We start from the raw sequence: 22493 nt of genomic DNA on the forward strand, positions 1-22493 counted from the left end.
TTTGCCGGAGAGTTTCATGCCAAAAACCATCGTCCACACTGTCAAAAAAGGCGAAAGCCTCTCAAAGATCGCAAAACACTATGGGCTTTCATCATTCGACAAGATTTACAAGGACCCGGTGAATGCAAAGTTTCGCAAAACTCGAAAGAACGCGGATTTGATCCAACCCGGGGACAAGATAATAATACCCAATTTCGCTCTGACCCCTGACAAGCGCAAGGATCTCGCCACTCTGATCAAAACAATTGAGGCGCGCATAGCGCGGCTTGAGAAAGCGCGCACAGCGCAAATTGACTCTGCGACCGCCGCAGCCAATGAAATCAAGACACACAAGGCCAGTTTCAAGAAGGCAAGCAACACAATGGATGGAGCGGCGTTGGTTATCAACCTGCTGGCATCGCTGGGTAAAATTGTTGCCAAAGGCGCGACGATGGCTGGAAAGTCAGCCAAAGAAGTTACGAAAGCCAATAAGGGCATCCTTAAAGAAGTCGGTGACATGCACCTCACAGCCGTAGAGCCAGGGTTACAAGCTGGCGCGCAGAAAGCCTCCAGCGCGACCAACAAGGCCGTTTCCGTCGTCGGGGTTGTGGCAGATTCGTTCTTCAAAATGACAAGCCCGTCCTTTTGGGGCAAAACCTATATCAAGGCGCAGCAGGACGGGCTGCTCAAGAAGCTTGCCAAGGGAGAGTTCGGAGAGGGTTGGGACGCTTGGTCCAAAGCTGTTACCTGGGACCCGCTCAACGAATTTGACACTATGATCGGTGATATGCAGGCCCAGTCCAACAAGCTTGTGAAGGCCTTGGACCTGCAATTGGCCGAAAACAAATCCCTGTTAAAGCAGCTGAAATCCGTGGCGAAGCGCTAGCTCGCGATCATCTCGGCCTGTTTTACAATGACTTCGGCCTGTTTGATCGAGGCGATGTCGACCAAGCGGCCCTTGTAAACCGTTGCCCCTTCGCCATTTTTCTTGGCTTCTTCCATCGCTGCGAGGATCTCGCGCGCCTCTGTGACGGCGGCGTCGGACGGGGTGAACACCTCGTTGGCCAGCGCGATCTGCTTGGGGTGAATGGCCCATTTGCCCACCATGCCCAAAGTGGCCGAGCGGCGCGCTTGGGCGCGGTAGCCCTCGTCGTCCGAGAAATCCCCGAACGGCCCATCCACGGGCAGCACTCCGTGGGTCCGACAGGCGGCCACAATGGCCGTCTGCGCCCAGTGCCAAGGGTCCGAGAAATGCCGCGTATCCCCTTGCAACATATAATAATTCTCTTGGGTGCCACCTATCCCCGTGGTCTGCATCCCCATGGAGGCGGCGAAATCCGCAGCGCCGAGGGACATAGCCACAAGCCGGGGGCTGGCGGCGGCAATCGCCTCGACATGGGCAATGCCAGCAGCGGATTCGATGATCACTTCGAAATTGATGGGCTGGGTGCGCCCCTTGGCCCGCTCCACGGCGGTGACCAAGGCGTCCACGGCGTAGATATCCTCGGCGCAGCCGACCTTGGGGATCATGATCTGGTCCAGCCGGTCGCCCGCCTGTTCCAACAGGTCCACCACATCGCGATACCAATAGGGGGTGTCCAGCGAGTTGATCCGCACGCTTAACGTCTTGGTATTCCAATCAATTTCGTTGATCGCCTGGATCGCGTTGGCCCGGGCACTGTCCTTGTCCGAGGGGGCGACCGAGTCCTCCAGGTCGATGTTGATCACATCCGCATCCGAGGCGGCCATCTTGGCAAACAGCTTGGTGTTGGAGGCCGGGCCGAACAGCTGACAGCGGTTCGGGCGGTCGGGGGCAGCGGGTTGCAGGCGGAAGCTCATGGGCGTTATCCTTGGGTTCGTTTATTTCAAGACGATTGCGTGTAGAGTTATGATATTGCGCGGGCAGGCGCAAGTGCTGCGCTGCGGCATAGGCCTGATTGCCCGAAGTCCGGCGTGCGCCCGAATACTTTCGAAGCAACAGGGTGCCGGCATGGCGCAGTTTGAACCGCCAGAGGGTCAGCTGCAGCAAAAGCGGACCCTGGTCGCAGCGCGCTGTGCCTTACAGATGTTTCCGGCGATATACCGAAAATGAAACCCTGCGACAGGGGACCATGAAGCGTTCGCTACACTGGGAGCCATGCTGATCGCGGCGGCGGTGGCGGGACCGAACATGCGACGGCGCTGGCCAGCAGAGACCAGCCAAGCCACTGGGCCCACTTTGGGGATGTCTATGCGCGACAAGCGTGTGAAGGGGATCACGTCCAAGATGGGTTGGGGAAGGCTCGCCGCGACAGGCCTGACAATCCTAGGCGCAGAGGCCGACGGGCTGACCGATACGCGCGCAACCTGCTTTCAAGATGTGATCGCGCCCGGGCATTACAGCGGACCAATGCCACCGCCAACGGATAGCCCCCGCCCGACACTGCGCCCCCTGAGGCCGGGCGGCGGGACAAGTCCCGCCCTACCGCGCCAAATCATCCCGATCCTAGACGATCGCGCAAACACGCGCTTCATTGGGTCAAAAATACCCCAACACTCCGCCACCACCCCGCACCGCCCCCGCCCACAGGCTGCCGTAGGGTGGGACTTGTCCCACCGCCCCTAGAAGCGGTCCAGAAGCCGGTCGAGGTACTCGCGTTCCACTTGCGGGCGGTCCTGTTCGGCGCTGCGACGGCGGATTTCGTCCAGCAGTTCGCGGGACCGGGCGCGCGGGTCTTCGCCGTTCAGCAGGCTTTCATCCGTGCCCAACTGGCCGGTCTGACCGGGGGCGCGGCCCAAGGGGTCTTGCTGTTGCGGGTCACCCGCCTGGCCAAATTCGCTGCCTTCTTGGCCTTGGCCGTCTTGTTGCAGCTGTGCCATGGCCTCGCCCAGATTTTCCATACCTTCGCGCAGGGCGTCCATGGCGCGGGCCTGGTCGTCGATGGCCTCTGCCAGATCGCCGTTGCCAAGGGCCTCGGCGGCTTCGTTCATGGCGCGGCCAGCCTCGCCCAGACTTTCGCGGGCGGCGTCACCTTCGGGTGTGCCTTGGCCGGGCAGGCTGCGGCGCAGGTTTTCCAGCTGGTCGCGCAGGGCCTCTTGCCGACCGGCGAGATCACCGGGTTCGCCATTTTGACCCTGTCCTTGGCCTTCGCCTTGGCCCTGCTGGCCCTGTTGTTGTCCGGGCTGCTGGCCCTGTTCTTGACCCGGTTGACCCGGCTGGCCGAATTGTTCCTGAAGCTCTTGGAACGCCTCGTCGGACAGGCCCTGTTGTTCGCGCAGCGTATCGCGCAGGCCTTCCATGGCTTGTTCGCCCGCGCCTTGTTGGCCCTCGCCCTCGCCGCCCTGTTGCTGTTGGACCTGCATGTTTTCCAGCATCTGCTGCATTTCTTCCAACAGTTGCTGGGCCTCGGCGGTGCGGCCTTGCTCCATCAACTCCTGGATGCGGTCGAACATCTGTTGCAGCTGGTCGTTGGTGATCTCCTGGCCCTCTCCCTGGGGCTGCTGTTGAGGCTGTTCGCCATCCTGGGCCTGTTGCTGGGCGCGTTGGCGCAGGTAGTTGTCCATGGCCTCGCGCATTTCCTGCATCAGGCGCTCAATCTCTTCGGGGCTGGCGCCTTGGCGGATTGCCTCGGCCAGCCGTTCCTGCGCCTCGCGCAGACGGGCCAGCGCGTTGTCGAGGTTGCCCTCCTCCAACTCGACCGCCGCACGCCACAGCAGTTCGGCCACCGCGTCGCGGGTGTCGCTGTCCAGATCGGGGTTGGCCTCCAACCGCGCGATGGAGTTGCGGGCCAGCACGTAGGCGTTGGGACTGGTAAAGCCCAAGCCCCCCGGTGGGTCAGGGTGCGCAGGATCTGTGCCGTGCGCGCGCCGTTGTCGCGCGACCACAGCAGGTCGCGGCGCATCTCGATCAGGGCGCCTGCCAAGGGATCAAAGAACCCGCGGCCGGGCAGGGTCGTTTCCAAGGGAGTGGACCGGCCCACCTGTTCGGCGGCATCGACAGCCGTCAGGGTGATGGTCACGGGCAGATTGGCGAAGGGGTGTTTCGAGACGTCCTCGACCAGCACCTCGCTGAACGCGCCCCGGTCGCCGCTGATGGGCAGGGGCAGTTGCAGGATCAGGTCGTCGCGAGGTTCGGGCGGGGTTGCCAGCCCGTGGCGGCGGTCGGTGTTGGGCAGGTCCAGGCGCACGGTGGCATAGGCCTCGATCACGCCATAGTCGTCGGCCACCTCGAACGGCAGGCGCATCTGGCTGGGCGGCTCGCGCGTCGGGTCCTCGGACGGTGTGATGGTGGGCGGTGTGTCATCCTGCACGATGAAGGTCCAGGCCGCCTCCTGCGTGCCCAGAATGGTCAGGGTCGCGTCTTGTGTCAGGGTGGCGTCTTGCACGGGCGCGGTGGGATCCTCGACCGCCAGAGCAGTGCCCGATGTGGTCAGCGCACCGGCTTGGCCATACAGACGCAGGGTCAGCTGGGTGCCCGCAGGTACGGTGATTTCGCTGTCGTCGATGTCGCCTAGATACAGCGTCGGCTTGCCGGTGTAGCGGGGCGGGATCAACCAAGCCTCCCACGCGGGGCCGCTTTGCAAGGCAGCGGCAGGACCGGCGAGGCCACCGGCCACGTCCGTGCCACGCCACGCGCCCCCGAACAGCACCGCCAACGCAAGCAGAAATACCGCCAGATAGCGCAAGGCATAGGGGTCCGCGCGGGACACCCGCAGGTCGCCGGGCACGGCGCGGGCGTCGGCCAGGCGCGCCTCCATCCGCCGCAGGTGCGCGGCCCAAAGGGCGCTGTCCCCGGTGGCGGGCGTGTCGGACAAGGTGGCAAGGGGACGGCCCGGCAAAGTGGCGTCCAGCCGCGCCAACGCCTCGGTCCGCGTGGGGAATTTGTAATGGCGCGACCGCCACAGGGTCGCAGCCACGGCCACTGCGAACACCGCAATCGCCGCCTGCAACCACCCCGGCGGCAGGGCTTGCACCACACCGAACCCCCAGGCCGCCGCCCCAACAAACAGCACCGTCCACAGGGGCCAGAACCCCTTTGTGACGCGCTCGGCGGTCAGGCCCACCCATGTCAGGGCAAGAGGCAGTCGGATGGATCGTGGGGTCATTGTCGCTCCCAATTGGCTACAGCCATTCGGGAATGGTATCTCGATTGATCATTTCGTCAAAGGTTGGCCGCGCCCGGATCACTGCGAATTGATCGCCGTGGACCAGAACCTCTGGGATCAGGGGGCGGGAGTTGTACTCGCTGGACATGACCGCGCCATAGGCCCCGGCGGACCGAAAGGCGATCAGATCGCCCTCGGCCTGGGTCACCAGATTGCGCTGCTTGGCAAAGGTGTCGCCGGATTCGCAGACGGGGCCGACGATGTCGTAGGGCCGCTGCTCGGTGCCTGGGGCGGGTTCCAGAACGGGCACGATGTCGTGGTGCGCACCGTACATCGCAGGGCGGATCAGGTCGTTCATCGCCGCATCCACGATCAGAAAATCCCGGGTTTCGCCGTTTTTGACGTAGATCACCTCGGTCACCAGCACGCCGGCGTTGCCGGAAATCAGGCGACCCGGTTCAATCTCAATTTCAACATCGAGATCTTGAAAAACGTCCTTGATCAACGCGCCGTAGTCCGTGGGCAGGGGCGGCGCTTCGTTGGACCGGGCGTAGGGAATGCCCAAGCCGCCGCCCAGATCGAGGCGGCTGATCTCGTGGCCCGCATCGCGCAGGTCCCGCGTCAAGTCCGCGACCTTTTCATAGGCCAGCCGGAACGGCTCCAGATCGGTCAGCTGGCTGCCGATGTGCACGTCGATGCCAATGACCTTGAGGCCAGGCAATGTGGCGGCATGGGCATAGACGTCACGCGCGCGACTGATCGGGATGCCGAACTTGTCGTCGTACTTGCCGGTGCTGATCTTTTCGTGGGTCTTGGCGTCCACGTCCGGGTTCACGCGCACGGTGATCGGGGCGACCTTGCCCATCTCCAGCGCTACGGCGTTCAGGCGGTCCATCTCGGGCTCGGATTCGACGTTGAACTGGCGGATACCGCCCTCAAGGGCCATGCGCATCTCGGCCCGCGTCTTGCCGACACCGGAGAACACGATCCGGTCCCCCGGACAGCCCGCCGCCCGCGCCCGCGCATATTCGCCGCCCGAGACCACATCCATGCCTGCGCCAAGGTCCACAAGGGTTTTCAGCACCGCGATATTGGAATTGGATTTCATGGCAAAGCACACAAGGTGATCCAGCCCGGCCAGCGCGTCATTGAACAGCTGAAAATGCCGCGTCAGGGTCGCGGTGGAATAGACATAGAACGGCGTGCCCACGGCGCGCGCAATCTCGGTCAGGGGGACGTCTTCGGCATGCAGCGTGCCGTCGCGGTATAGAAAATGGTCCATGTCAGCGGGTTTGGCGCGCGCGCAACAAAAGGTAAAGGGGCAAGCCCGCCGAGATGCCGATGCCATAGGTCACAGGGATCGCCAACAGGCCCTTCCAGTTGCGGCGGCTGATGGATTCCGTGATGACCCAGATCGTCAGGGTGATGGCTGCAATGGTCAGATCCCACGTAAGACCTGTGGTGGATTCGTTCACGTACCACGCGTCGATCAGGGGGCCCAGCTCCCACCCGTTCTCCTCGAACCACGCATAGAAATGACGCCAAGGCAGGTAGGTGCCCGCGATGACGAGGGTCACGTAGATGGCAGGTAGGATCAGGTGCATGGGTCTCTCCTTTCCTCGCGACATAGCCGATGCCGCGCCCTTGGCCAGCGCAGCGTTTGGGTATTTTTGACCCAATGAAGCGGGGATTCACGATGTATTAAGGTTAATCGCCCCATGGTGGCGGTGCGGTACAGGCTGGGGAGCCGATGACCGCACCCGATGAAGCCCCCGCTGCGCCTTGGTCAAACCACGTGCAGCGGGGGTGGATTGCGCGACCCCCTGCTTCATTGGGTTAGAAATACCCCAACACGGTGTCTGCCAAGCGCGCCATGGCCAACGTCGTTGCGCCGCCCCACGCACCCGCGCGACACAATCTTGCGCAAATGCGGCGTTGCAGCGAAATGATGTGACGTCGCAATTGACGCACTGCAGAAACGCCCCCATAACCAACCCCGATATCCAAAGATGCAGGAGCGGCCACATGTCCGAAATTGAACGCGAAGCCATGGAATACGACGTCGTCATCGTGGGCGCCGGTCCTGCGGGCCTGTCGGCTGCGATCCGTCTGAAACAATTGGACGCGGACATGAATGTGGTCGTGTTGGAAAAAGGCTCCGAGGTGGGGGCGCACATTCTGTCCGGCGCGGTTCTGGACCCCGTTGGCCTTGATGCGCTGATGCCCGACTGGAAGGACAAGGGCGCGCCCCTGCACACCCCCGTGACGTCGGACGCGTTCTACATGCTGGGCGAGGGCGGGGGCATCCGCCTGCCCAACGCCATGATGCCGCCCCTGATGAACAACCACGGCAACTACATCGTCTCCATGGCCAATGTCTGTCGCTGGATGGCCGAACAGGCCGAAGAACTTGGCGTGGAAATCTTTCCGGGTATGGCCTGCTCCGACATCGTCTACGGCGACAACGGCGAGGTCAAAGGCGTGGTCGCGGGCGAATTCGGGTTGAACCCCGATGGCACCCCCTCCGACGGCTATGAGCCGGGGATGGAGCTGCATGGGCGATACGTGTTCCTGTCCGAGGGCGTGCGCGGGTCCCTGTCGAAAATGGTGATCGAAAAGTACGATTTGGCCAAAGACGCAGAGCCGCAGAAATACGGCCTCGGCATGAAGGAAATCTGGGAAATCGACCCGGACAAACACCGCGAGGGCGCGGTGATGCACACCATGGGCTGGCCACTCAACGCCAACGCGGGCGGCGGGTCGTTTATCTATCACCTTGAAAACAATCAGGTCTATGTGGGCTTTGTGGTGCACCTGAACTACGAAAACCCCCATGTGTTCCCCTACATGGAATTCCAACGGTTCAAGCATCACCCCATGGTGGCAGACCTGTTGAAGGGCGGCAAACGGGTGGCTTACGGGGCCCGCGCCATCTCTGAAGGGGGATGGCAGTCCATGCCAAAACTGGTGGCCCCGGGGGTCGCCCTACTGGGCTGTTCGGCGGGCATGGTCAACGTGCCGCGCATCAAGGGCAACCACAACGCCATGCTGTCGGGCAAGGCCGCCGCCGAGGCCGCCTTTGAGGCGATTCAGGCGGACCGAGGCGGGGATGAGCTGACCGCCTATGCCGAGGCTGTGCAGACCGGCCCCATCGCCAAGGACCTCAAACCCGTGCGCAACGTCAAACCCCTGTGGTCCAAGCGCGGGCTGATGGCGTCGTTGCTGGGGGGCGGGGCCGATATGTGGGTGGCCAACCTCACCGGCTGGAACCCCCTTGGCACGATGAAGCATGGCAAATCCGACGCCGAGGCGACGGGCGAGGCGAAACGCTACAACCCCATCGACTATCCCAAACCCGACGGCGTGCTGTCCTTTGACCGGCTGACCAACGTGGCCTTCAGCTTTACCAACCACGAAGAGGCGCAGCCCGCCCACCTGAAACTGCGTGACCCGTCGGTGCCCATCGCCGTCAACCTGCCCAAATACGACGAACCGGCGCAACGCTACTGCCCCGCGGGCGTCTACGAGGTGGTGCACGAGGCCGACCAAGACCCCCGGTTCGTGATCAACTTTCAGAACTGCGTCCACTGCAAGACCTGCGATATCAAGGACCCCAGCCAGAACATCAACTGGTGTACGCCCCAGGGGGGCGACGGGCCGAACTACCCGAACATGTGATCTGACCGGGCGTGTCCACCACGCGCCCCGCAGAATTGTGAACCGCCAATGGGGCGTCCGAACCGGGCGCCCCATTGCGTATGGGGGGTGCGATGCCTAGGGTCAGTGGACAGACCAAGGAGTCCTCCATGCCCCATGCCGCCCCGCGCCGTTTACTGTTGTCCGCCCTGCTGGCCACTGCCCTTGCCGCCCCCTTGGCCCTGCCCACGCCCGGGCTGGCCCAAGACGGCACCGCAGGGGCCTATCTGGCGGCGCGGTCCGCAGGCGGGGCCAGCGACTATGCGGCCGCCAGCACCTACTACGACCGGCTGATCGCCCTGGGCGGGGCCACGACACGGGTACTGGATTCCGCGACGATTACCTACGGCGTGCTGGGCGATTTCGACAAGGCGGCCCGCGCGGCGGCCCTGTCGGCGGATCAGGGGGGCGGCGGGCAGCTGACCACCCTTGTGACCGGCGTGGACCTGATGATGCGCGAAGACTACGCGGCCGTGCTGGCCATGCTGGACGACGGCGGTGTGGGCGGGCCACTGCTGGACGGCCTGTTGCGCGGCTGGACCCAACTGGCCCTTGGCAACATGTCAGAGGCCCTGCGCGCCTTTGAAGAGGCGGGCGAGACGCAGGCCTTTGCGGGCTTTTCCGCGGTTCATGCGGCCCTGGCACGGGCCCTTGTGGGCGATCTGGAGGGGGCCGACGAAATCCTGTCCGGCCGATCCGAAGGCGCCCTGCAACTGTCGGGCATGGGGGTCACGGCCCACGCACAGATCCTTGCGCAGCTGGACCGGCGCGCGGATGCCATTGACCTGCTGACCCAAGCGTTGGACCGGGGCCGCAGCGCGGAAATGTCCGACCTTCTGACCCGGCTTGAGGCGGGCGCGCCGGTGGAATTCGACATCGTGACCAGCGCCAAGGACGGCATGGCCGAAACCTTTCTTGCCATCGCCGCGATTGTGAACGGCGAGGCGTCACCGACTTACACCCTGCTGCACAGCCGCGCGGCCATGTCCCTGCAGCCGGACCACACGGATGCGATCCTTCTGACCGCCGACATCCTTGAGGCGCAGGGCAACTATGCGCTGGCGGAACAGGCACTGGCCACGGTGCAAACAGACGATCCGTCCTTCTTTGCCGCCGAGATTGCCCGCGCCGATGTCCTGATGGCCGATGACAGGGCCGACGCGGCGGTCGAAGTGTTGCAGGCCCTAACCCGCAGCCACCCCGACCGCCTGGAGGTGCACGCGGGCCTTGGCGATATCCTGCGCCGCCTGCAACGCTTTGACGAGGCGCACGTGGCCTACACCAATGCCATTGCCATCGCCGGGGAACCGGACCCTCGCCACTGGTTCCTGTACTACGCGCGCGGCATAACCGCCGAACGCACGGACCGCTGGGACGAGGCGGAGGCCGACTTTCGCTTGTCGCTGGAGTTGAACCCGGGCCAGCCCAACGTCCTGAACTACCTTGGCTATTCCTTGGTGGAACAGAAACGCAACCTGGGCGAAGCGCTGGCGATGATCGAACAAGCGGTCGAGGCGCGGCCCGACAGCGGCTTTATCACCGACAGCCTGGGCTGGGTCTTCTTCCGCCTTGGCCGCTTTGACGACGCGGTCGAACCCATGGAACGCGCCGTTGAGCTGGAACCGCTGGACCCCGTGATCAACGACCACTTGGGCGATGTCTACTGGGCCGTGGGCCGCAAGCTGGAGGCAGAGTTCCAGTGGAAGCGCGCCCTGTCCTTCCTTGGCCCTGACGATGCGGACCACGAGGCCAAGCCCGACCGTATCCGCCGCAAGCTGGAGGTCGGTCTGGACGTGGTGCTGGCCGAAGAGGGAGCGGAATCCCTGGCCGACAAAGCCGCCCGCGCATCCGAAACAGACACCGAAACAGCAAACGCCGAGTGATCACCGAACACGCCCCCGCCAAGGTGAACCTGACCCTGCACGTGACGGGGCAGCGGGCCGATGGCTATCACCTGCTGGACAGTCTGGTCGTCTTTGCAGATGTGGGCGACCGCGTGACCGCCGCCCCCGGTGCCCTGTCCCTGACGGTCACTGGCCCCTTTGCGGACGGGGTGCCCACGGATGGGCGCAACCTGATGTGGCGCGCGGCGGATCATCTGGGGCTGGCCGGGGCCCTGGGCCTTGAGAAACACCTGCCCCACCCGGCGGGCATCGGCGGTGGCTCGGCGGATGCGGCGGCGACGGTGCGCGCCCTGTGCGCCCTGCACGACCGCCCCCTGCCCCGGGCCGCCGACCTTGTGGCTTTGGGCGCGGACGTCCCCGTCTGCCTGTCCAGCACGCCGCAACGGATGCAGGGGATCGGCGGCGACGTGACGCCCGTGGCAGGACTGCCCCCCATGTGGATCGTGCTGGTCAACCCCGGCGTGCCCAGCCCCACGGGCCCGATCTTTCAGGGCCTCGCCCGCAAGGACAACGCCCCCATGGATGCCGTGCCCGGGGGCCTGGATTTCGCGGAGTTCACCGCATGGCTGGCGGATCAGCGCAACGATCTGGAACCGCCCGCGCGGGCGCAAACACCAGTCATCACCGATGTGCTGTCCGCCCTGCGCCTAGACGCGCGGCTTGCCCGGATGAGCGGGTCCGGGGCCACCTGCTTTGGCCTTTACGGATCCGAGGCAGAGGCACAAGCCGCCGCAGACCGCCTCGCCCCCACAGGCTGGTGGGTCCGCGCCGCGCGGGTCTTGGACGAGCGATAGCCCCCGGGGGCGGTGCGCTGTCGCCGCACCCTACAGGACCCGCGCCACCACGTAGTCGGCCAGATCAATCATCATGTCCCGCAGCGGATGGGCGGGCATCTGGGCCATGGCGGACTTGGCCACCTCGCCGTAGCGCAGCGCCTCGGCCCGAGTTTCGGCCAAAGTGTCATGCTTGGCCAACAGGGTCAGGGCATGCTCCAGATCGCCGTCCTGCTGATCGCCCTTTTCAATCACCCGCGTCCAGAACGCGCGCTCCGTGTCGTCGCCGCGCGCCACGGCCCGGATCACCGGCAGGGTCAGCTTGCGTTCCCGGAAATCGTCCCCGATGTTCTTGTCCAGCTTTTGACCCGCGCCACCATAATCCAGATAATCATCTACCATCTGGAAACTGACACCAAGGGCGTCGCCATAGGTGCGCAGGGCGGCGACCTCGTCCTCGGACCGATCCGCGATCACGCCACCCACTTCGCAGGCCGCCTGGAACAGGGCCGCCGTCTTGCCCCGGATCACTTGCAGGTAAATCTCTTCGGTGGTGTCCAGGTTCTCGGCGGCGGTCAGTTGCAGCACCTCGCCCTCGGCAATCGTGGCCGCCGCGTTGGCCAGAATATCCAGCACCCGCAACGACCCGGTTTCGACCATCAACTGGAACGCACGCGCAAACAGGTAATCCCCCGTCAGGATCGAAGATTTGTTGTCGAACAACAGGTTGGCGGTCTTGCGGCCTCGGCGCTGCGTGCTCTCGTCCACCACATCGTCGTGCAGCAGGGTCGCGGTGTGGATGAATTCCACCGTCGCGGCCAGTTTCTGATGGGCGTCGCCGTCGTATCCGCACATGCGCGCACAGGCCAGCGTCAGCATGGGGCGCACCCGCTTGCCCCCCGCCTCGACCAGATGGGCCGTGACCTGTGGAATGCGCGGGGCGTGTTCGGACGCCATGCGCGCGGCAATCAGGTCATTCACCGACGCCATGTCATCGGCCAAAGCCTCGGCCAGGCGATCATGGGGTTTGCGGCTGGCGGTATCCAGGCTCATGGGGGCGACCTTTGTCTCGACAGCACCCCGGGGGATGCCTACCTATTGGCTATGAAAGAACTTTTGCGCACCAACGACCCAACGGTCATCGCCTTTGCCAAAGCCCTGTTGCAGGGTGAGGATATAGAGGTGTTCGAGTTGGACGTCCATATGAGCGTGCTGGAAGGATCGGTCGGCGTTTTGCCGCGCCGCCTGCTGGTCGCGGACCGGGACCTGTTCATGGCGCGGGCGGCCATGCGCGACAACGGCATCGCGGTGGTCGAGTGACCGAGACCCGCGACGCGTTTCTGGGCGGGCGGGTGCAGGTCTGGCAACCGGCGCGCGGCTATCGCGCGGGCACGGACCCGGTCCTGTTGGCCGCCGCCTGCCCCGCGAACGCCGGGGACCACGTGCTGGACCTGGGCTGCGGGGTGGGCACGGCGGGTCTGTGCCTGACCGCCCGGGTGCCCGGTGTGGCCGTCACGGGCCTAGAGGTGCAGGCGGATTACGCCGCCCTGGCCGCGCGCAACGGGATCAAGGTTGTGCCCGGCAGTGTGGCCCAGATGCCAGCCCCCTTGCGCGGCGCGATGTTCGACCACGTGATCTGCAACCCGCCCTATTTCCCGGCCTCGGGCGGATCGGCGGCTGCGGATGCGGGCCGCGAGACCGCCCTGCGCGAAGACCTGCCCCTGTCCGTCTGGATCGACGCCGCCACCCGGCGCACACGCCCCAAGGGCACCCTCACCATGATCTTTCGCACCGACCGTCTGGTGGACGCGGTGCAGGCCTGCGACTCGCGCCTTGGGTCGATCCGCATCCTGCCCTTGACCTCCCGTGGGCAGAAACCCGCCGGACGCGTTATATTTCAAGCGGTTAAGGGCGGGCGCGCCGCAGCGCAGCTATTGCCGCCCTTCGTCTTGCACAAGGGTGCGCAACATATTGAAGACGGGGATGATTTTTCCGATGCAGCTGCAGCGGTCCTGCGCGGCGGTGCGGCACTGCCCCTGGAATAGATAAAAGTGTTCCGAATTGACGCAGCCGGGCGCGCCGAAAAGTCGTGACAGGTTTGGAATTCCGTGGTGCACTGATCCTGCAACCAACAATGAGGAGATCCCTATGTCGTTAACTTCGCACCTTCAAGAACTGCGAAAGAAACACGAAAACCTCTCTCAGGCGGTGGAAGACGCACAGCGCGCCCCGGGTGTAGACGGCCTGGAGATCGCGCGCCTTAAAAAGGAAAAGCTGGCGATCAAGCAAAAGATTGAAAGCCTGGGCGACATCTAACAAGACCGGACCATCAACCCGCCAGATCGGCCGCTGGAACCATCCGGCGGCCTTTTTCGTGGTCGGGCCGCTTGGACATTTCCGACCGCAGCCAATCCAGAAACGCCCGGGTCGCGGGTTTGTCCACGCCCGCCTTGGGGCACAGGATCGAAAAATGCGCCTCGGTGCTGATGGCCAGATCGTAGGGTGCGACCAGCTGGCCCGTGGTCAGGGCCTTGTCCGACAGGGTGCTGCGGCCCAGAACGACCCCGGCCCCCGCTTGCGCCGCGTCCAGCGCGTGGTCCGCTTGGCTGAACCGTACGCCGTGAAACTCCGGCAATTCCAACCCGGCGGCGCGGAACCAGACCTCCCAGTTGATGGGCGGATCCAGAAAGACCGTGTCGTCGGTGGCAATCAGGGGGGCCTGCAACAGCGCCTCGGGGGTGGGGTATTGTTCGGCCAGACGCGGGTGCATCATCGGCGTCATCCATTCGGGCAACAAGGGTTCGGCGTGCAGGGCCGGGTCATCATCGTGGCGCAGGCCAAAGCGGATCGCCACGTCGATGTCATCTCGGTCAAAATCCATGATCCGCAGGGTGGCAGACAGGCGCAGTTCGATATCCGGGTGCAGTTGCGCAAACTGGAACAGGCGCGGGGCCAGCCATTTGGCGGTGAAGGCAGGACCCGCCGTCACGGTCAGCACACCGGTGTCCTGCGTCCGCCCCGCCGCCCGCCACGCGCTGCGCAACAGGGCAAAGGCATCCGATGTGCCGGGGGCAAGGGCGCGGCCCGCCTCGGTCAGCTCGACCGCGCGGTTCAGGCGTTTGAACAGGGCGGCACCGAAGTGATCCTCCAGGGATTTGATCTGGAACGACAGGGCCGCCGGGGTCACGTTCAACTCTGCCGCCGCGCGGGCAAAGGACAAGTGGCGGGCGGCGGCCTCGAAGGCGCGCAGGGCGGTCAGGGGGGTAAACGGTCAGGCATAATCACATAAGTATATCTTAATTGAACCTATGGAAAGTCTCGTTTGTCGCAGGCCCCGGTTTTCCCCATATTCAACTCAAGGAAACACGCACACGCCCAAAGGAACACACCATGACCGAAGCACACACCACCATCATTCTGGACGAAGCCCTTAAAACAGCCCACCGCGAGCGCGCAGCAGCTTTCCGCGCCCTGATCACCGGCCGCTTTGGCCTGCGGGATCTGTTTGCTGCCGCACCCTCGGGCCGCACTGCCTGAACCGCTTCACATCTCTCCCGGATGTAAAAAGGCCGCGCTCCCGGGCGCGGCCTTTTAGTTTTTGTTAACCGACCTTCTTACACGAAGAATTGTGCCCCGTTGGCCGAGATGGTGGAGCCGTTGATGAACCCGCTGTCGTCCGCCGCAAGGAAGGACACGCAGCGCGCGATTTCCTCGGGCGTGCCCAGACGGCCCGCAGGGATACCGGCGATGATCGAATCGCGCACCTTTTCGGGGATCGCCATGACCATTTCCGTGCCGATGTAGCCCGGGCACACCGCATTGGCGGTGATGCCGGCGCGCGCGCCTTCCTGAGCCAAGGACTTGATGATGCCCAGATCGCCCGCTTTGGTCGCGGCATAGTTCACTTGGGCGAACTGCCCCTTCTGACCGTTGATCGAGCTGATGACGACCACGCGGCCAAACTTACGCTCGCGCATGCCGGGCCAGATGGGGTGGACGGTGTTGAACACGCCGGTCAGGTTGGTGTCGATCACCTCTTTCCACTGGTCGGGGGTCATTTTGTGGAACGGCGCGTCGCGGGTGATCCCGGCGTTGGCCACGACGATGTCGATGGGGCCAAGGTCGGCCTCGACTTGCGCGATCCCGGCGGCGGAGCTGTCGTAGTCGGCCACGTTCCACTTGTAGGTCTTGATGCCCGTCTCGGCGGTGAAGGCGGCGGCCGCCTCGTCGTTGCCCGCATAGGTCGCGGCCACGGTGCATCCGTCGGCTTGCAATTGTTTGGAAATGGCCGCGCCGATACCGCGCGAACCACCAGTTACGAGAGCTACTCGTGCCATATTAAATCTCCTCCAGAAGAATGTCAGGGGGTGGGCGGGACAAGTCCCGCCCTACGTTTTTCAGTCGCGCGCAACGCACAGGGCCACGCCCATGCCGCCGCCGATGCACAAGGTCGCCAGACCTTTTTTCGCATCCCGACGCTGCATTTCGAACAGCAGCGTGTTCAGCACCCGGCAGCCCGAAGCGCCGATCGGGTGGCCAATCGCAATCGCGCCGCCGTTGACGTTCACGATCGACGGGTCCCAGCCCATGTCTTTGTTCACGGCGCAGGCTTGGGCGGCGAAGGCCTCATTGGCCTCGACCAGATCCAGATCGTCCACGGTCCAGCCCGCTTTCTCCAGGGCTTTGCGGGAAGCATAGATCGGCCCCACACCCATGACCGACGGGTCCAGACCGGCGGTGGCGTAGGACACGATGCGCGCCAGCGGCTGGATGCCGCGCTTCTCGGCGTCGTCGGCGGACATCAGCAGGGTCGCTGCGGCACCGTCGTTCAGGCCAGAGGCGTTGGCCGCCGTAACCGTGCCATCCTTGGTGAAGGCCGGGCGCATTTTGGCCATGGCCTCGATGGTGGCGCCGTGGCGGATGTATTCATCCTTATCGACCACGATGTCGCCCTTGCGGGTCTTGATCGTGAAGGCGGCGATTTCGTCGTCGAACTTGCCCGCCTTTTGCGCGGCCTCGGCCTTGTGTTGCGAACCAAGCGCGAATTCGTCCTGCATGTCGCGGGAAATCTGCCACTGCTCTGCCACGTTTTCCGCCGTCTGACCCATGTGATAGCCGTTGAAGGCATCCCACAGACCGTCGCGGATCATGGTGTCGACATATTTCATGTCGCCCATCTTCTGGCCCGGGCGCATCAGGGCGGCGTGGGTGGACATGGACATGTTTTCCTGACCACCGGCCACAACCACAGAAGCGTCGCCCAGCATGATGTGCTGCGCGCCCAGCGCAACCGCGCGCAGGCCCGAGCCGCACACTTGGTTGATGCCCCAAGCGGAACCTTCCTTGGGCAGGCCCGCATTGATATGCGCCTGACGCGCAGGGTTCTGGCCCTGTGCTGCGGTCAGCACCTGGCCCAAAATGGTTTCGGAGACCTCGGCCTTGTCGACGCCTGCACGCTCCACCACTGCCTCGATGACAGCGGCGCCCAAATCATGGGCGGGGGTGTTGGCAAAAGAACCGAGGAAGCTGCCTACTGCTGTCCGTGCAGCGGATGCGATCACAACATTGGTCATGTCTTACTTTCCCTCTGACGCCCGGGCGCTGGAGCGTTGGCTCCGATTGATCTGCGCGTCGAACATCTGCCTTGTCGCTAGCGCGCCGGGGCCCGCAAAACAAACGGACACGGTGTCTCAGTCCGTGCATAGCTGCGGGAAACCGTTATGCGCCTGACGCATGGCTACAGGGCGGAGGGGACCGCCGCGCGGGGCACAGGGGTCGGCAACCAATCGTCGTTCAGGGCCGGTGCGCCGTAATAATAGCCCTGCATGCAATCGATGCCGCAGGTCACCAAAAACTCCGCCTCGGGCCGCGTTTCGACAGATTCGGCCACGGTGAACATATCGAACTGCCGGGCGATGGTGATCAGCGCCTGCAGCAGGACCTGATTGTCGGGGGATTTGTGCACGTCGCGGATAAAGCTGCCGTCGATTTTGACGATGTCGAAAAAGAAGTCCCGCAGGTAGCGGAACGCGGTGTACCCGGCCCCGAAATCATCCAGTGCAAAAGTGATGCCGCGCCCTTGCAAATCACGCATGAAGGTCACGACCAGTTCGGGCATCAACATCGCCGAAGTCTCTGTAATCTCTAGGATAAGGCGTTCTGCGATGGTGGGGTCGCGCTGCAGCCCCTGTTTCAATATCTGCATCCACTTGGGATAGCCGATGGACCGGGCGGACATGTTGACTGACAAGCGCACGGCGGGTTGCCGGGCCAGCACCTCCAGCCCCATGGACAGGGCGGCGCAGTCAATCTCGCGCCCCAGTTCCCGCGTCTCGGCCAGTTGCATGAAATCGCGGGCGGGAATCACGCGCCCGGTGTCATCCATGACCCGCATCAACCCCTCGTAAAACGCGATCTGCCCGCCGTTCTGGGCCTGTACAATCGGTTGGAACGCCAGCATGCAGTCCCCCCGCGCCAAGGCGGTCTGGACCATTTGCAGCGTCCCCCTGTCCCGCTGGGTCAGGGCAACGTCCAAAGGGCTGGCGTGGGTCGGATCGAGGATGGGTCGATGGATGCTCATGTCGGTCTCGCTCGGTTCAGGCCCCTTTGTGTCGCACCGAATCTCTTGCCAAGATGTTAAAGGTTCGATTTTTGTTCCATTTAACTCAAGGTCGACCCAATCCGGAGGCGTCGACCCAATCCGGAGGGGCAGAACCATGGACAGATGCGGCTGGTGCGGCGACGATCCGATTTATACGGCGTACCACGATACCGAATGGGGCGTGCCCGAGTGGGACAGCCGCGCCCTATGGGAAAAGCTGGTGCTGGACGGGTTTCAAGCGGGCCTGTCGTGGATCACGATCCTTAAAAAGCGCGAGAACTTTCGCGCAGCCTTCGAAGGGTTCCAGCCCGAGGTGATCGCTACATGGGGCGCGGAAGAGGTCGCGCGTCTGGTCCAGGACGCGGGCATCATCCGCCACCGGGGCAAGATCGAAGCCACCATCACCAACGCCCGCGCCTATCTGGCCATCGAGGCCGCCCAGGGGTTTGATCGGTTCTGCTGGGACTATGTGGGCGGCGCGCCCCTTGTGAACAGCCCCCGCACCCTGGCCGATGTGCCTGCCCAGACCGACCTGTCCCGGCGCGTCAGCCGCGACCTGAAAAAGGCGGGGTTCAAGTTCTGCGGGCCGACCATCGTCTACGCCTGGATGCAGGCCAGTGGGATAGTCAACGACCACGTTGTGACCTGCCACCGCCATGGCCATAGCCACACCAGCTAGGCGCGTTCATCCTTGGGGCTGTCGATGACCACATGGGTGGTGATGGAATTTACGTGCGGGGCCATGCCCAGCACCTCGGTGTGGAACGCCTTGTAGCTGGCCAGATCGGCGCACTCCACACGCAGCATGTATTCCACGTTGCCGGTGATGTTGTGACACTCGCGCACCTCGGGGCTGCGGGCGATGGCGCGCTCGAACCCCTCTTGGGCGGCCTTGGTGTGGTTGGACAGACCCACGGTCAGATAGGCGCAGAACCCCTGCCCCAGCTTGGTGCGATCCAGCACCGCGCGGTAGCCTGCGATGATGCCTGCGCGTTCCAGCTCTTGCACCCGGCGCAAGGTGGCCGAGGGGGACAGGCCCACGCGATCCGCAAGTGCGAGGTTCGAAATGCGGCCCTCGCGCGTCAAGGTGCGCAATATCTTTTCGTCGATGTCATCCAGTACCGTCATAAGTTGTGATATTTCGTCACCTTCGCCGCAAAACGCAAGCACTCACCGCCCAGTTTGACGCTTTATTGCGCCCATGACCTATGACCTGTTCCTCGCCTTTGCGGCCTTCGCCTTTGTCAGCTCCATCACTCCGGGGCCCAACAACCTGATGCTGATGGCATCCGGGGCCAATTACGGGTTCCGCCGGTCCGTGCCCCATATGCTGGGCATCGGGATCGGGTTCACGGTCATGGTTGTACTGGTGGGTCTGGGGCTGGCGCAGATGTTCGACCGGGTGCCAGTGCTGCACGACGTGCTGACCGTGGCCAGCGTGATCTACATGCTGTGGCTGGCGTGGAAAATCGCACGGGCCGCGGCACCCGAGGGCGGCGTGACAGGCACCCCCATGACATTCCTGCAGGCGGCTGCGTTCCAATGGGTCAATCCCAAGGCCTGGGCCATGGCCCTGACTGCCGTGACGATCTACCTGCCGGACCGGTCCTTGCCGGGTGTCCTGCTGATCGCGGTGATCTTTGGCGCAATCAACCTGCCGACGGTGTCGTGCTGGACGCTGCTGGGCCAACAGATGGCCCGCATCCTGACCAACCCAGCGCGCCTGCGCGCGTTCAACTGGACCATGGCCGCCCTGCTGGTGGCCAGTCTTTGGCCCGTTATTGCAGGCTAGGCCCGGTCAGCGCCGCAAGCAGCGCCAACGCCTCGGGCGCGGCCCAATCCGCGTCCCCGGACAGGGTGGCGATCATCTGGCCCTCTGGGTTCAGGATCACCGTATAGGGCAGGCCGGTGCCACCCATGGCGCGCATCATTTGCATCTTGGGATCGCGGTGCAGGGGCAGGTTGTCCACGCCGATCTTGGCCATGAACCCCTTCATCTTCATCACCTTGTCGCGGCCCGCCTGTATCGTCAGCACCTCGAACTGCGCGCCCCCCATCTGGGTCTGCAAATCACTCAGCATGGGCATTTCCTTGCGGCACGGCACGCACCACGTGGCCCAGAAGTTGATCAGCACATGTTTGCCCTGCCAATCCGCCAAATCCAAAGGCGCCCCGTCGATGGTCTGAAACCCCGTCACGGCGGGGACAGTGGGGTCCATGAACTGCAACTTCACCATGTCGCCTGTGCGCAGGGCCTTGGCTGCGTCCACATCGGCGTGGGCGATGTTTGCAACCCATAGGGCTGCCACGTATAGAACCGACCAAAGCGCCGTGCGCATGACGTTTACCTTTCAGGGGCCAGCGATGACCAAGACTTCGAACAAAATGTGGGGCGGCCGTTTCAGCGAAGGCCCGGATGCGATCATGGAGGCGATCAATGCCTCGATCGGGTTTGACAGGCGCATGGCGCGTCAGGACATCGAAGGCAGCCGGGCCCACGCCGCAATGTTGGCCGCGACAGGTATTGTGACAGATACCGATGCTAGGGCCATCCGGGAAGGGCTGCTCACGGTCTTGTCAGAAATCGAGAGTGGGACCTTCGCATTTTCCACCGCCCTTGAGGATATCCACATGAATGTGGAGGCGCGGTTGACGGATCTGATCGGCGCGCCTGCGGGGCGGCTGCACACGGCCCGGTCGCGCAACGATCAGGTGGCGCTGGATTTCCGCATGTGGGTGCGGGATCAGGCGGATGCGGCGATTGACGGGTTGCAGGCCCTGATGGCGGCCCTGGTCGCCCAGGCAGAGGCGGGGGCGGACTGGGTCATGCCCGGGTTCACCCACCTGCAAACCGCGCAACCCGTGACATGGGGCCACCACATGCTGGCCTACCGCGAAATGTTCAACCGCGACATGGGCCGGATGCAGGACGCGCGCAAACGGATGAACGAATGTCCCCTGGGGGCGGCGGCGCTGGCCGGGACCAGCTTCCCGATTGATCGGGACATGACGGCGCAGACCCTGGGCTTTGACCGGCCCTGCGCCAATTCGCTGGATGCTGTGTCGGACCGGGACTTTGCCCTGGAATTCCTGAGCGCGGCCAGCATCTGTGCCATGCACCTGTCCCGCCTGGCCGAGGAATTGGTGATCTGGTCGTCGGCACAATTCCGGTTCGTGACCCTGTCGGACAAATGGACCACAGGGTCCTCGATCATGCCGCAAAAGAAAAACCCCGATGCCGCCGAATTGCTGCGCGCCAAAATCGGGCGGATCTTTGGGGCGCAGACCGCGCTGCTGATGGTGATGAAGGGCCTGCCCCTGACGTATTCGAAGGACATGCAGGAAGATAAGGAACAGGTGTTCGACGCGGCCGATTCGCTGATGCTGGCGTTGGCGGCGATGACCGGCATGGTCAGCGACATGACCGGCAACCGCGCCGCGTTGGAGGCGGCGGCGGGCTCGGGCTTCTCGACCGCCACCGATCTGGCGGACTGGCTGGTGCGCACCCTCGACATGCCCTTCCGGCAGGCGCACCATGTCACCGGCGCGCTGGTCAAACTGGCCGAGGATCAGGGATGCGATCTGCCGGACCTGACCCTGGACCAGATGCGCGCGGTCCATGACGCGATCACGGACGATGTGTTCTCGGTTCTGGGGGTGCACAATTCGGTCGCCTCGCGCACCTCTTACGGCGGGACGGCTCCGGCGAATGTGCGGGCGCAAATTGAACGGATAAAAGGCGACTTGCTGTGAAACATGCACGAGTCGCGGGGGATTGGTCATGAAACTTGCACGAGTCGCGATCCTGCTGTTGGCCCTGTCCGCCTGCGGGGTCGATGGTCCACCGGTGCCTCCGCAACTCTTTGCCGACGGGGCCGTTAACCCGATGTAAGGGACGTTGCGTGCAAGGGTTCGCGGACCTACAGTCACGGGCAACACCCCGGAAGAAGTCCGGGAAGGAGTATGACAATGGAAAAATTTCCTATGACCCCCAAGGGGTTCGAGGCGTTGAACGTCGAATTGAAGCAGTTGAAATCCGTGGAACGCCCCGCCATCATCAAGGCTATCGCCGAGGCGCGCGAACATGGGGACCTGTCGGAAAACGCCGAATACCATTCCGCCCGCGAAAAGCAGTCCTTCATCGAAGGCCGCGTGAAGGAGTTGGAGGGCATGATCGGTTTGGCCGAAGTCATTGATCCCGCTAAACTTTCTGGCGCCGTGAAGTTCGGGGCGACCGTCACGATCGTGGACGAGGACGACGTGGAAAAGACCTATCAGATCGTGGGCGAGGCCGAGGCGAACATCGAGGGCGGATTGCTGAACATCAAGTCCCCCATCGCCCGCGCGCTGATCGGCAAAGAGGAAGGCGACAGCGTCGAGGTGCGCACCCCCGGTGGCCTGAAGGACTACGAAATCCTGAGCGTGGTCTACAAGTAGCCCCATGACGGACACTCCG

At 63.8% G+C, this 22493-nt stretch carries 23 protein-coding genes and 1 pseudogene; 12 read left to right on the forward strand and 12 right to left on the reverse strand.

Annotated features, from left to right (window positions below; all coding sequences use genetic code 11):
• The first annotated feature begins 16 nt into the window (after nucleotides 1-16).
• Nucleotides 17-865 (forward strand): LysM peptidoglycan-binding domain-containing protein, encoded by an 849-nt coding sequence (locus ACZ1G0_RS14120; protein ID WP_472737520.1) that lies wholly within the window; start codon nucleotides 17-19, stop codon nucleotides 863-865.
• On the opposite strand, the gene ACZ1G0_RS14125 is transcribed toward ACZ1G0_RS14120, so the two are convergent.
• The 5 genes and pseudogenes from ACZ1G0_RS14125 to ACZ1G0_RS14145 all read right to left on the reverse strand — a co-directional run bounded on the left by ACZ1G0_RS14125 (nucleotide 862) and on the right by ACZ1G0_RS14145 (nucleotide 6667).
• Nucleotides 862-1818 (reverse strand): L-malyl-CoA/beta-methylmalyl-CoA lyase, encoded by a 957-nt coding sequence (locus ACZ1G0_RS14125; RefSeq protein WP_472737521.1) that lies wholly within the window; start codon nucleotides 1816-1818, stop codon nucleotides 862-864. The genes ACZ1G0_RS14120 and ACZ1G0_RS14125 overlap by 4 nt on opposite strands.
• Nucleotides 1819-2580: 762 nt before the next feature.
• Entirely contained in the window at nucleotides 2581-3843 is a 1263-nt protein-coding gene (locus ACZ1G0_RS14130) for a DUF4175 family protein (protein ID WP_472737522.1), read from the reverse strand.
• Nucleotides 3844-3845: 2 nt separating this feature from the next.
• A pseudogene (locus ACZ1G0_RS14135) lies at nucleotides 3846-5063 on the reverse strand (DUF4175 family protein); the annotation flags it as partial.
• A 16-nt stretch (nucleotides 5064-5079) separates the two neighbouring features.
• Nucleotides 5080-6345 (reverse strand): diaminopimelate decarboxylase, encoded by a 1266-nt coding sequence (gene lysA, locus ACZ1G0_RS14140; RefSeq protein WP_472737523.1) that lies wholly within the window; start codon nucleotides 6343-6345, stop codon nucleotides 5080-5082.
• A 1-nt stretch (nucleotide 6346) separates the two neighbouring features.
• Nucleotides 6347-6667 (reverse strand): DUF2834 domain-containing protein, encoded by a 321-nt coding sequence (locus tag ACZ1G0_RS14145; RefSeq protein WP_472737524.1) that lies wholly within the window; start codon nucleotides 6665-6667, stop codon nucleotides 6347-6349.
• 421 nt (nucleotides 6668-7088) lie between these two features.
• Here ACZ1G0_RS14145 and ACZ1G0_RS14150 point away from each other — a divergent pair, with 421 nt between their 5' ends.
• The 3 genes from ACZ1G0_RS14150 (at nucleotide 7089) to ACZ1G0_RS14160 (ending at nucleotide 11457) form a co-directional block, all read left to right on the forward strand.
• Nucleotides 7089-8741 carry an electron transfer flavoprotein-ubiquinone oxidoreductase gene (locus ACZ1G0_RS14150; protein WP_472737525.1) on the forward strand — a complete coding sequence of 551 codons (1653 nt, stop codon included), beginning with the start codon at nucleotides 7089-7091 and terminating at the stop codon, nucleotides 8739-8741.
• 128 nt (nucleotides 8742-8869) lie between these two features.
• Nucleotides 8870-10642, forward strand: a complete 1773-nt coding sequence (locus ACZ1G0_RS14155) for a tetratricopeptide repeat protein (RefSeq protein ID WP_472737526.1) — start codon at nucleotides 8870-8872, stop codon at nucleotides 10640-10642.
• A complete protein-coding gene (locus ACZ1G0_RS14160) occupies nucleotides 10642-11457 on the forward strand; it encodes a 4-(cytidine 5'-diphospho)-2-C-methyl-D-erythritol kinase (protein WP_472737825.1) in 816 nt (271 codons plus the stop codon). Before ACZ1G0_RS14155 ends, ACZ1G0_RS14160 begins: the two co-directional genes overlap by 1 nt.
• Before the next feature lie 30 nt (nucleotides 11458-11487).
• Here the strand turns inward: ACZ1G0_RS14160 and ACZ1G0_RS14165 are convergent, their stop codons facing one another.
• Complete coding sequence (locus tag ACZ1G0_RS14165; protein ID WP_472737527.1) at nucleotides 11488-12489, reverse strand: polyprenyl synthetase family protein; 1002 nt, start codon at nucleotides 12487-12489, stop codon at nucleotides 11488-11490.
• Between the two features lie 51 nt (nucleotides 12490-12540).
• Between ACZ1G0_RS14165 and ACZ1G0_RS14170 the strand changes: the two genes are divergently transcribed.
• The 3 genes from ACZ1G0_RS14170 (at nucleotide 12541) to ACZ1G0_RS14180 (ending at nucleotide 13752) form a co-directional block, all read left to right on the forward strand.
• Nucleotides 12541-12756, forward strand: a complete 216-nt coding sequence (locus tag ACZ1G0_RS14170; RefSeq protein ID WP_472737528.1) for a putative signal transducing protein — start codon at nucleotides 12541-12543, stop codon at nucleotides 12754-12756.
• Nucleotides 12753-13481: a tRNA1(Val) (adenine(37)-N6)-methyltransferase gene (locus tag ACZ1G0_RS14175; RefSeq protein ID WP_472737529.1), complete on the forward strand. Its 729-nt coding sequence runs from the start codon at nucleotides 12753-12755 to the stop codon at nucleotides 13479-13481. The genes ACZ1G0_RS14170 and ACZ1G0_RS14175 overlap by 4 nt, the downstream gene beginning before the upstream one ends.
• A gap of 103 nt (nucleotides 13482-13584) precedes the next feature.
• On the forward strand, nucleotides 13585-13752 hold the full coding sequence (locus ACZ1G0_RS14180) for a YdcH family protein (RefSeq protein WP_472737826.1): 168 nt from the start codon (nucleotides 13585-13587) through the stop codon (nucleotides 13750-13752).
• Nucleotides 13753-13765: 13 nt separating this feature from the next.
• Here the strand turns inward: ACZ1G0_RS14180 and ACZ1G0_RS14185 are convergent, their stop codons facing one another.
• Nucleotides 13766-14656: a LysR substrate-binding domain-containing protein gene (locus ACZ1G0_RS14185; protein WP_472737530.1), complete on the reverse strand. Its 891-nt coding sequence runs from the start codon at nucleotides 14654-14656 to the stop codon at nucleotides 13766-13768.
• 170 nt (nucleotides 14657-14826) lie between these two features.
• Here ACZ1G0_RS14185 and ACZ1G0_RS14190 point away from each other — a divergent pair, with 170 nt between their 5' ends.
• The gene (locus ACZ1G0_RS14190) at nucleotides 14827-14973 is read left to right on the forward strand and encodes a hypothetical protein (RefSeq protein WP_472737531.1); all 147 of its coding nucleotides are present in this window, start codon (nucleotides 14827-14829) and stop codon (nucleotides 14971-14973) included.
• Nucleotides 14974-15050: 77 nt separating this feature from the next.
• Here ACZ1G0_RS14190 and phbB read toward each other — a convergent pair whose 3' ends face one another.
• The 3 genes from phbB to ACZ1G0_RS14205 all read right to left on the reverse strand — a co-directional run bounded on the left by phbB (nucleotide 15051) and on the right by ACZ1G0_RS14205 (nucleotide 18016).
• A complete protein-coding gene (phbB, locus tag ACZ1G0_RS14195; RefSeq protein ID WP_472737532.1) occupies nucleotides 15051-15773 on the reverse strand; it encodes an acetoacetyl-CoA reductase in 723 nt (240 codons plus the stop codon).
• Nucleotides 15774-15833: 60 nt separating this feature from the next.
• Nucleotides 15834-17009 carry an acetyl-CoA C-acetyltransferase gene (locus ACZ1G0_RS14200; RefSeq protein WP_472737533.1) on the reverse strand — a complete coding sequence of 392 codons (1176 nt, stop codon included), beginning with the start codon at nucleotides 17007-17009 and terminating at the stop codon, nucleotides 15834-15836.
• Between the two features lie 164 nt (nucleotides 17010-17173).
• Nucleotides 17174-18016, reverse strand: coding sequence for an EAL domain-containing protein (locus ACZ1G0_RS14205; protein WP_472737534.1), 843 nt, complete (start codon nucleotides 18014-18016; stop codon nucleotides 17174-17176).
• 136 nt (nucleotides 18017-18152) lie between these two features.
• Between ACZ1G0_RS14205 and ACZ1G0_RS14210 the strand changes: the two genes are divergently transcribed.
• Nucleotides 18153-18716 carry a DNA-3-methyladenine glycosylase I gene (locus ACZ1G0_RS14210; RefSeq protein WP_472737535.1) on the forward strand — a complete coding sequence of 188 codons (564 nt, stop codon included), beginning with the start codon at nucleotides 18153-18155 and terminating at the stop codon, nucleotides 18714-18716.
• Here ACZ1G0_RS14210 and ACZ1G0_RS14215 read toward each other — a convergent pair.
• On the reverse strand, nucleotides 18713-19165 hold the full coding sequence (locus tag ACZ1G0_RS14215) for an Lrp/AsnC family transcriptional regulator (protein WP_472737536.1): 453 nt from the start codon (nucleotides 19163-19165) through the stop codon (nucleotides 18713-18715). The genes ACZ1G0_RS14210 and ACZ1G0_RS14215 overlap by 4 nt on opposite strands.
• Before the next feature lie 73 nt (nucleotides 19166-19238).
• Between ACZ1G0_RS14215 and ACZ1G0_RS14220 the strand changes: the two genes are divergently transcribed.
• On the forward strand, nucleotides 19239-19829 hold the full coding sequence (locus ACZ1G0_RS14220; RefSeq protein WP_472737537.1) for a LysE family translocator: 591 nt from the start codon (nucleotides 19239-19241) through the stop codon (nucleotides 19827-19829).
• Here the strand turns inward: ACZ1G0_RS14220 and ACZ1G0_RS14225 are convergent.
• Complete coding sequence (locus ACZ1G0_RS14225; protein WP_472737538.1) at nucleotides 19816-20376, reverse strand: TlpA disulfide reductase family protein; 561 nt, start codon at nucleotides 20374-20376, stop codon at nucleotides 19816-19818. The genes ACZ1G0_RS14220 and ACZ1G0_RS14225 overlap by 14 nt on opposite strands.
• Before the next feature lie 25 nt (nucleotides 20377-20401).
• Here ACZ1G0_RS14225 and argH point away from each other — a divergent pair, with 25 nt between their 5' ends.
• Nucleotides 20402-21790: an argininosuccinate lyase gene (argH, locus tag ACZ1G0_RS14230; RefSeq protein WP_472737539.1), complete on the forward strand. Its 1389-nt coding sequence runs from the start codon at nucleotides 20402-20404 to the stop codon at nucleotides 21788-21790.
• Between the two features lie 216 nt (nucleotides 21791-22006).
• On the forward strand, nucleotides 22007-22474 hold the full coding sequence (gene greA / locus ACZ1G0_RS14235; RefSeq protein ID WP_472737540.1) for a transcription elongation factor GreA: 468 nt from the start codon (nucleotides 22007-22009) through the stop codon (nucleotides 22472-22474).
• The last annotated feature ends 19 nt before the right edge of the window (nucleotides 22475-22493 follow it).

It is taken from the genome of Thalassobacter sp. HA4-2 (assembly GCF_055693705.1).

Bases quoted from the DNA above. Each gene is read 5' to 3' on its own strand.
- ACZ1G0_RS14165 (WP_472737527.1), bottom strand. From the start codon at position 12,489: ATGAGCCTGGATACCGCCAGCCGCAAACCCCATGATCGCCTGGCCGAG.
- ACZ1G0_RS14155 (WP_472737526.1), top strand. From the start codon at position 8,870: ATGCCCCATGCCGCCCCGCGCCGTTTACTGTTGTCCGCCCTGCTGGCC.
- greA (WP_472737540.1), top strand. From the start codon at position 22,007: ATGGAAAAATTTCCTATGACCCCCAAGGGGTTCGAGGCGTTGAACGTC.
- ACZ1G0_RS14150 (WP_472737525.1), top strand. From the start codon at position 7,089: ATGTCCGAAATTGAACGCGAAGCCATGGAATACGACGTCGTCATCGTG.
- lysA (WP_472737523.1), bottom strand. From the start codon at position 6,345: ATGGACCATTTTCTATACCGCGACGGCACGCTGCATGCCGAAGACGTC.
- ACZ1G0_RS14145 (WP_472737524.1), bottom strand. From the start codon at position 6,667: ATGCACCTGATCCTACCTGCCATCTACGTGACCCTCGTCATCGCGGGC.
- argH (WP_472737539.1), top strand. From the start codon at position 20,402: ATGACCAAGACTTCGAACAAAATGTGGGGCGGCCGTTTCAGCGAAGGC.
- ACZ1G0_RS14200 (WP_472737533.1), bottom strand. From the start codon at position 17,009: ATGACCAATGTTGTGATCGCATCCGCTGCACGGACAGCAGTAGGCAGC.
- ACZ1G0_RS14170 (WP_472737528.1), top strand. From the start codon at position 12,541: ATGAAAGAACTTTTGCGCACCAACGACCCAACGGTCATCGCCTTTGCC.
- ACZ1G0_RS14205 (WP_472737534.1), bottom strand. From the start codon at position 18,016: ATGAGCATCCATCGACCCATCCTCGATCCGACCCACGCCAGCCCTTTG.
- ACZ1G0_RS14120 (WP_472737520.1), top strand. From the start codon at position 17: ATGCCAAAAACCATCGTCCACACTGTCAAAAAAGGCGAAAGCCTCTCA.
- ACZ1G0_RS14225 (WP_472737538.1), bottom strand. From the start codon at position 20,376: ATGCGCACGGCGCTTTGGTCGGTTCTATACGTGGCAGCCCTATGGGTT.
- ACZ1G0_RS14215 (WP_472737536.1), bottom strand. From the start codon at position 19,165: ATGACGGTACTGGATGACATCGACGAAAAGATATTGCGCACCTTGACG.
- phbB (WP_472737532.1), bottom strand. From the start codon at position 15,773: ATGGCACGAGTAGCTCTCGTAACTGGTGGTTCGCGCGGTATCGGCGCG.
- ACZ1G0_RS14125 (WP_472737521.1), bottom strand. From the start codon at position 1,818: ATGAGCTTCCGCCTGCAACCCGCTGCCCCCGACCGCCCGAACCGCTGT.
- ACZ1G0_RS14220 (WP_472737537.1), top strand. From the start codon at position 19,239: ATGACCTATGACCTGTTCCTCGCCTTTGCGGCCTTCGCCTTTGTCAGC.
- ACZ1G0_RS14210 (WP_472737535.1), top strand. From the start codon at position 18,153: ATGGACAGATGCGGCTGGTGCGGCGACGATCCGATTTATACGGCGTAC.
- ACZ1G0_RS14180 (WP_472737826.1), top strand. From the start codon at position 13,585: ATGTCGTTAACTTCGCACCTTCAAGAACTGCGAAAGAAACACGAAAAC.
- ACZ1G0_RS14190 (WP_472737531.1), top strand. From the start codon at position 14,827: ATGACCGAAGCACACACCACCATCATTCTGGACGAAGCCCTTAAAACA.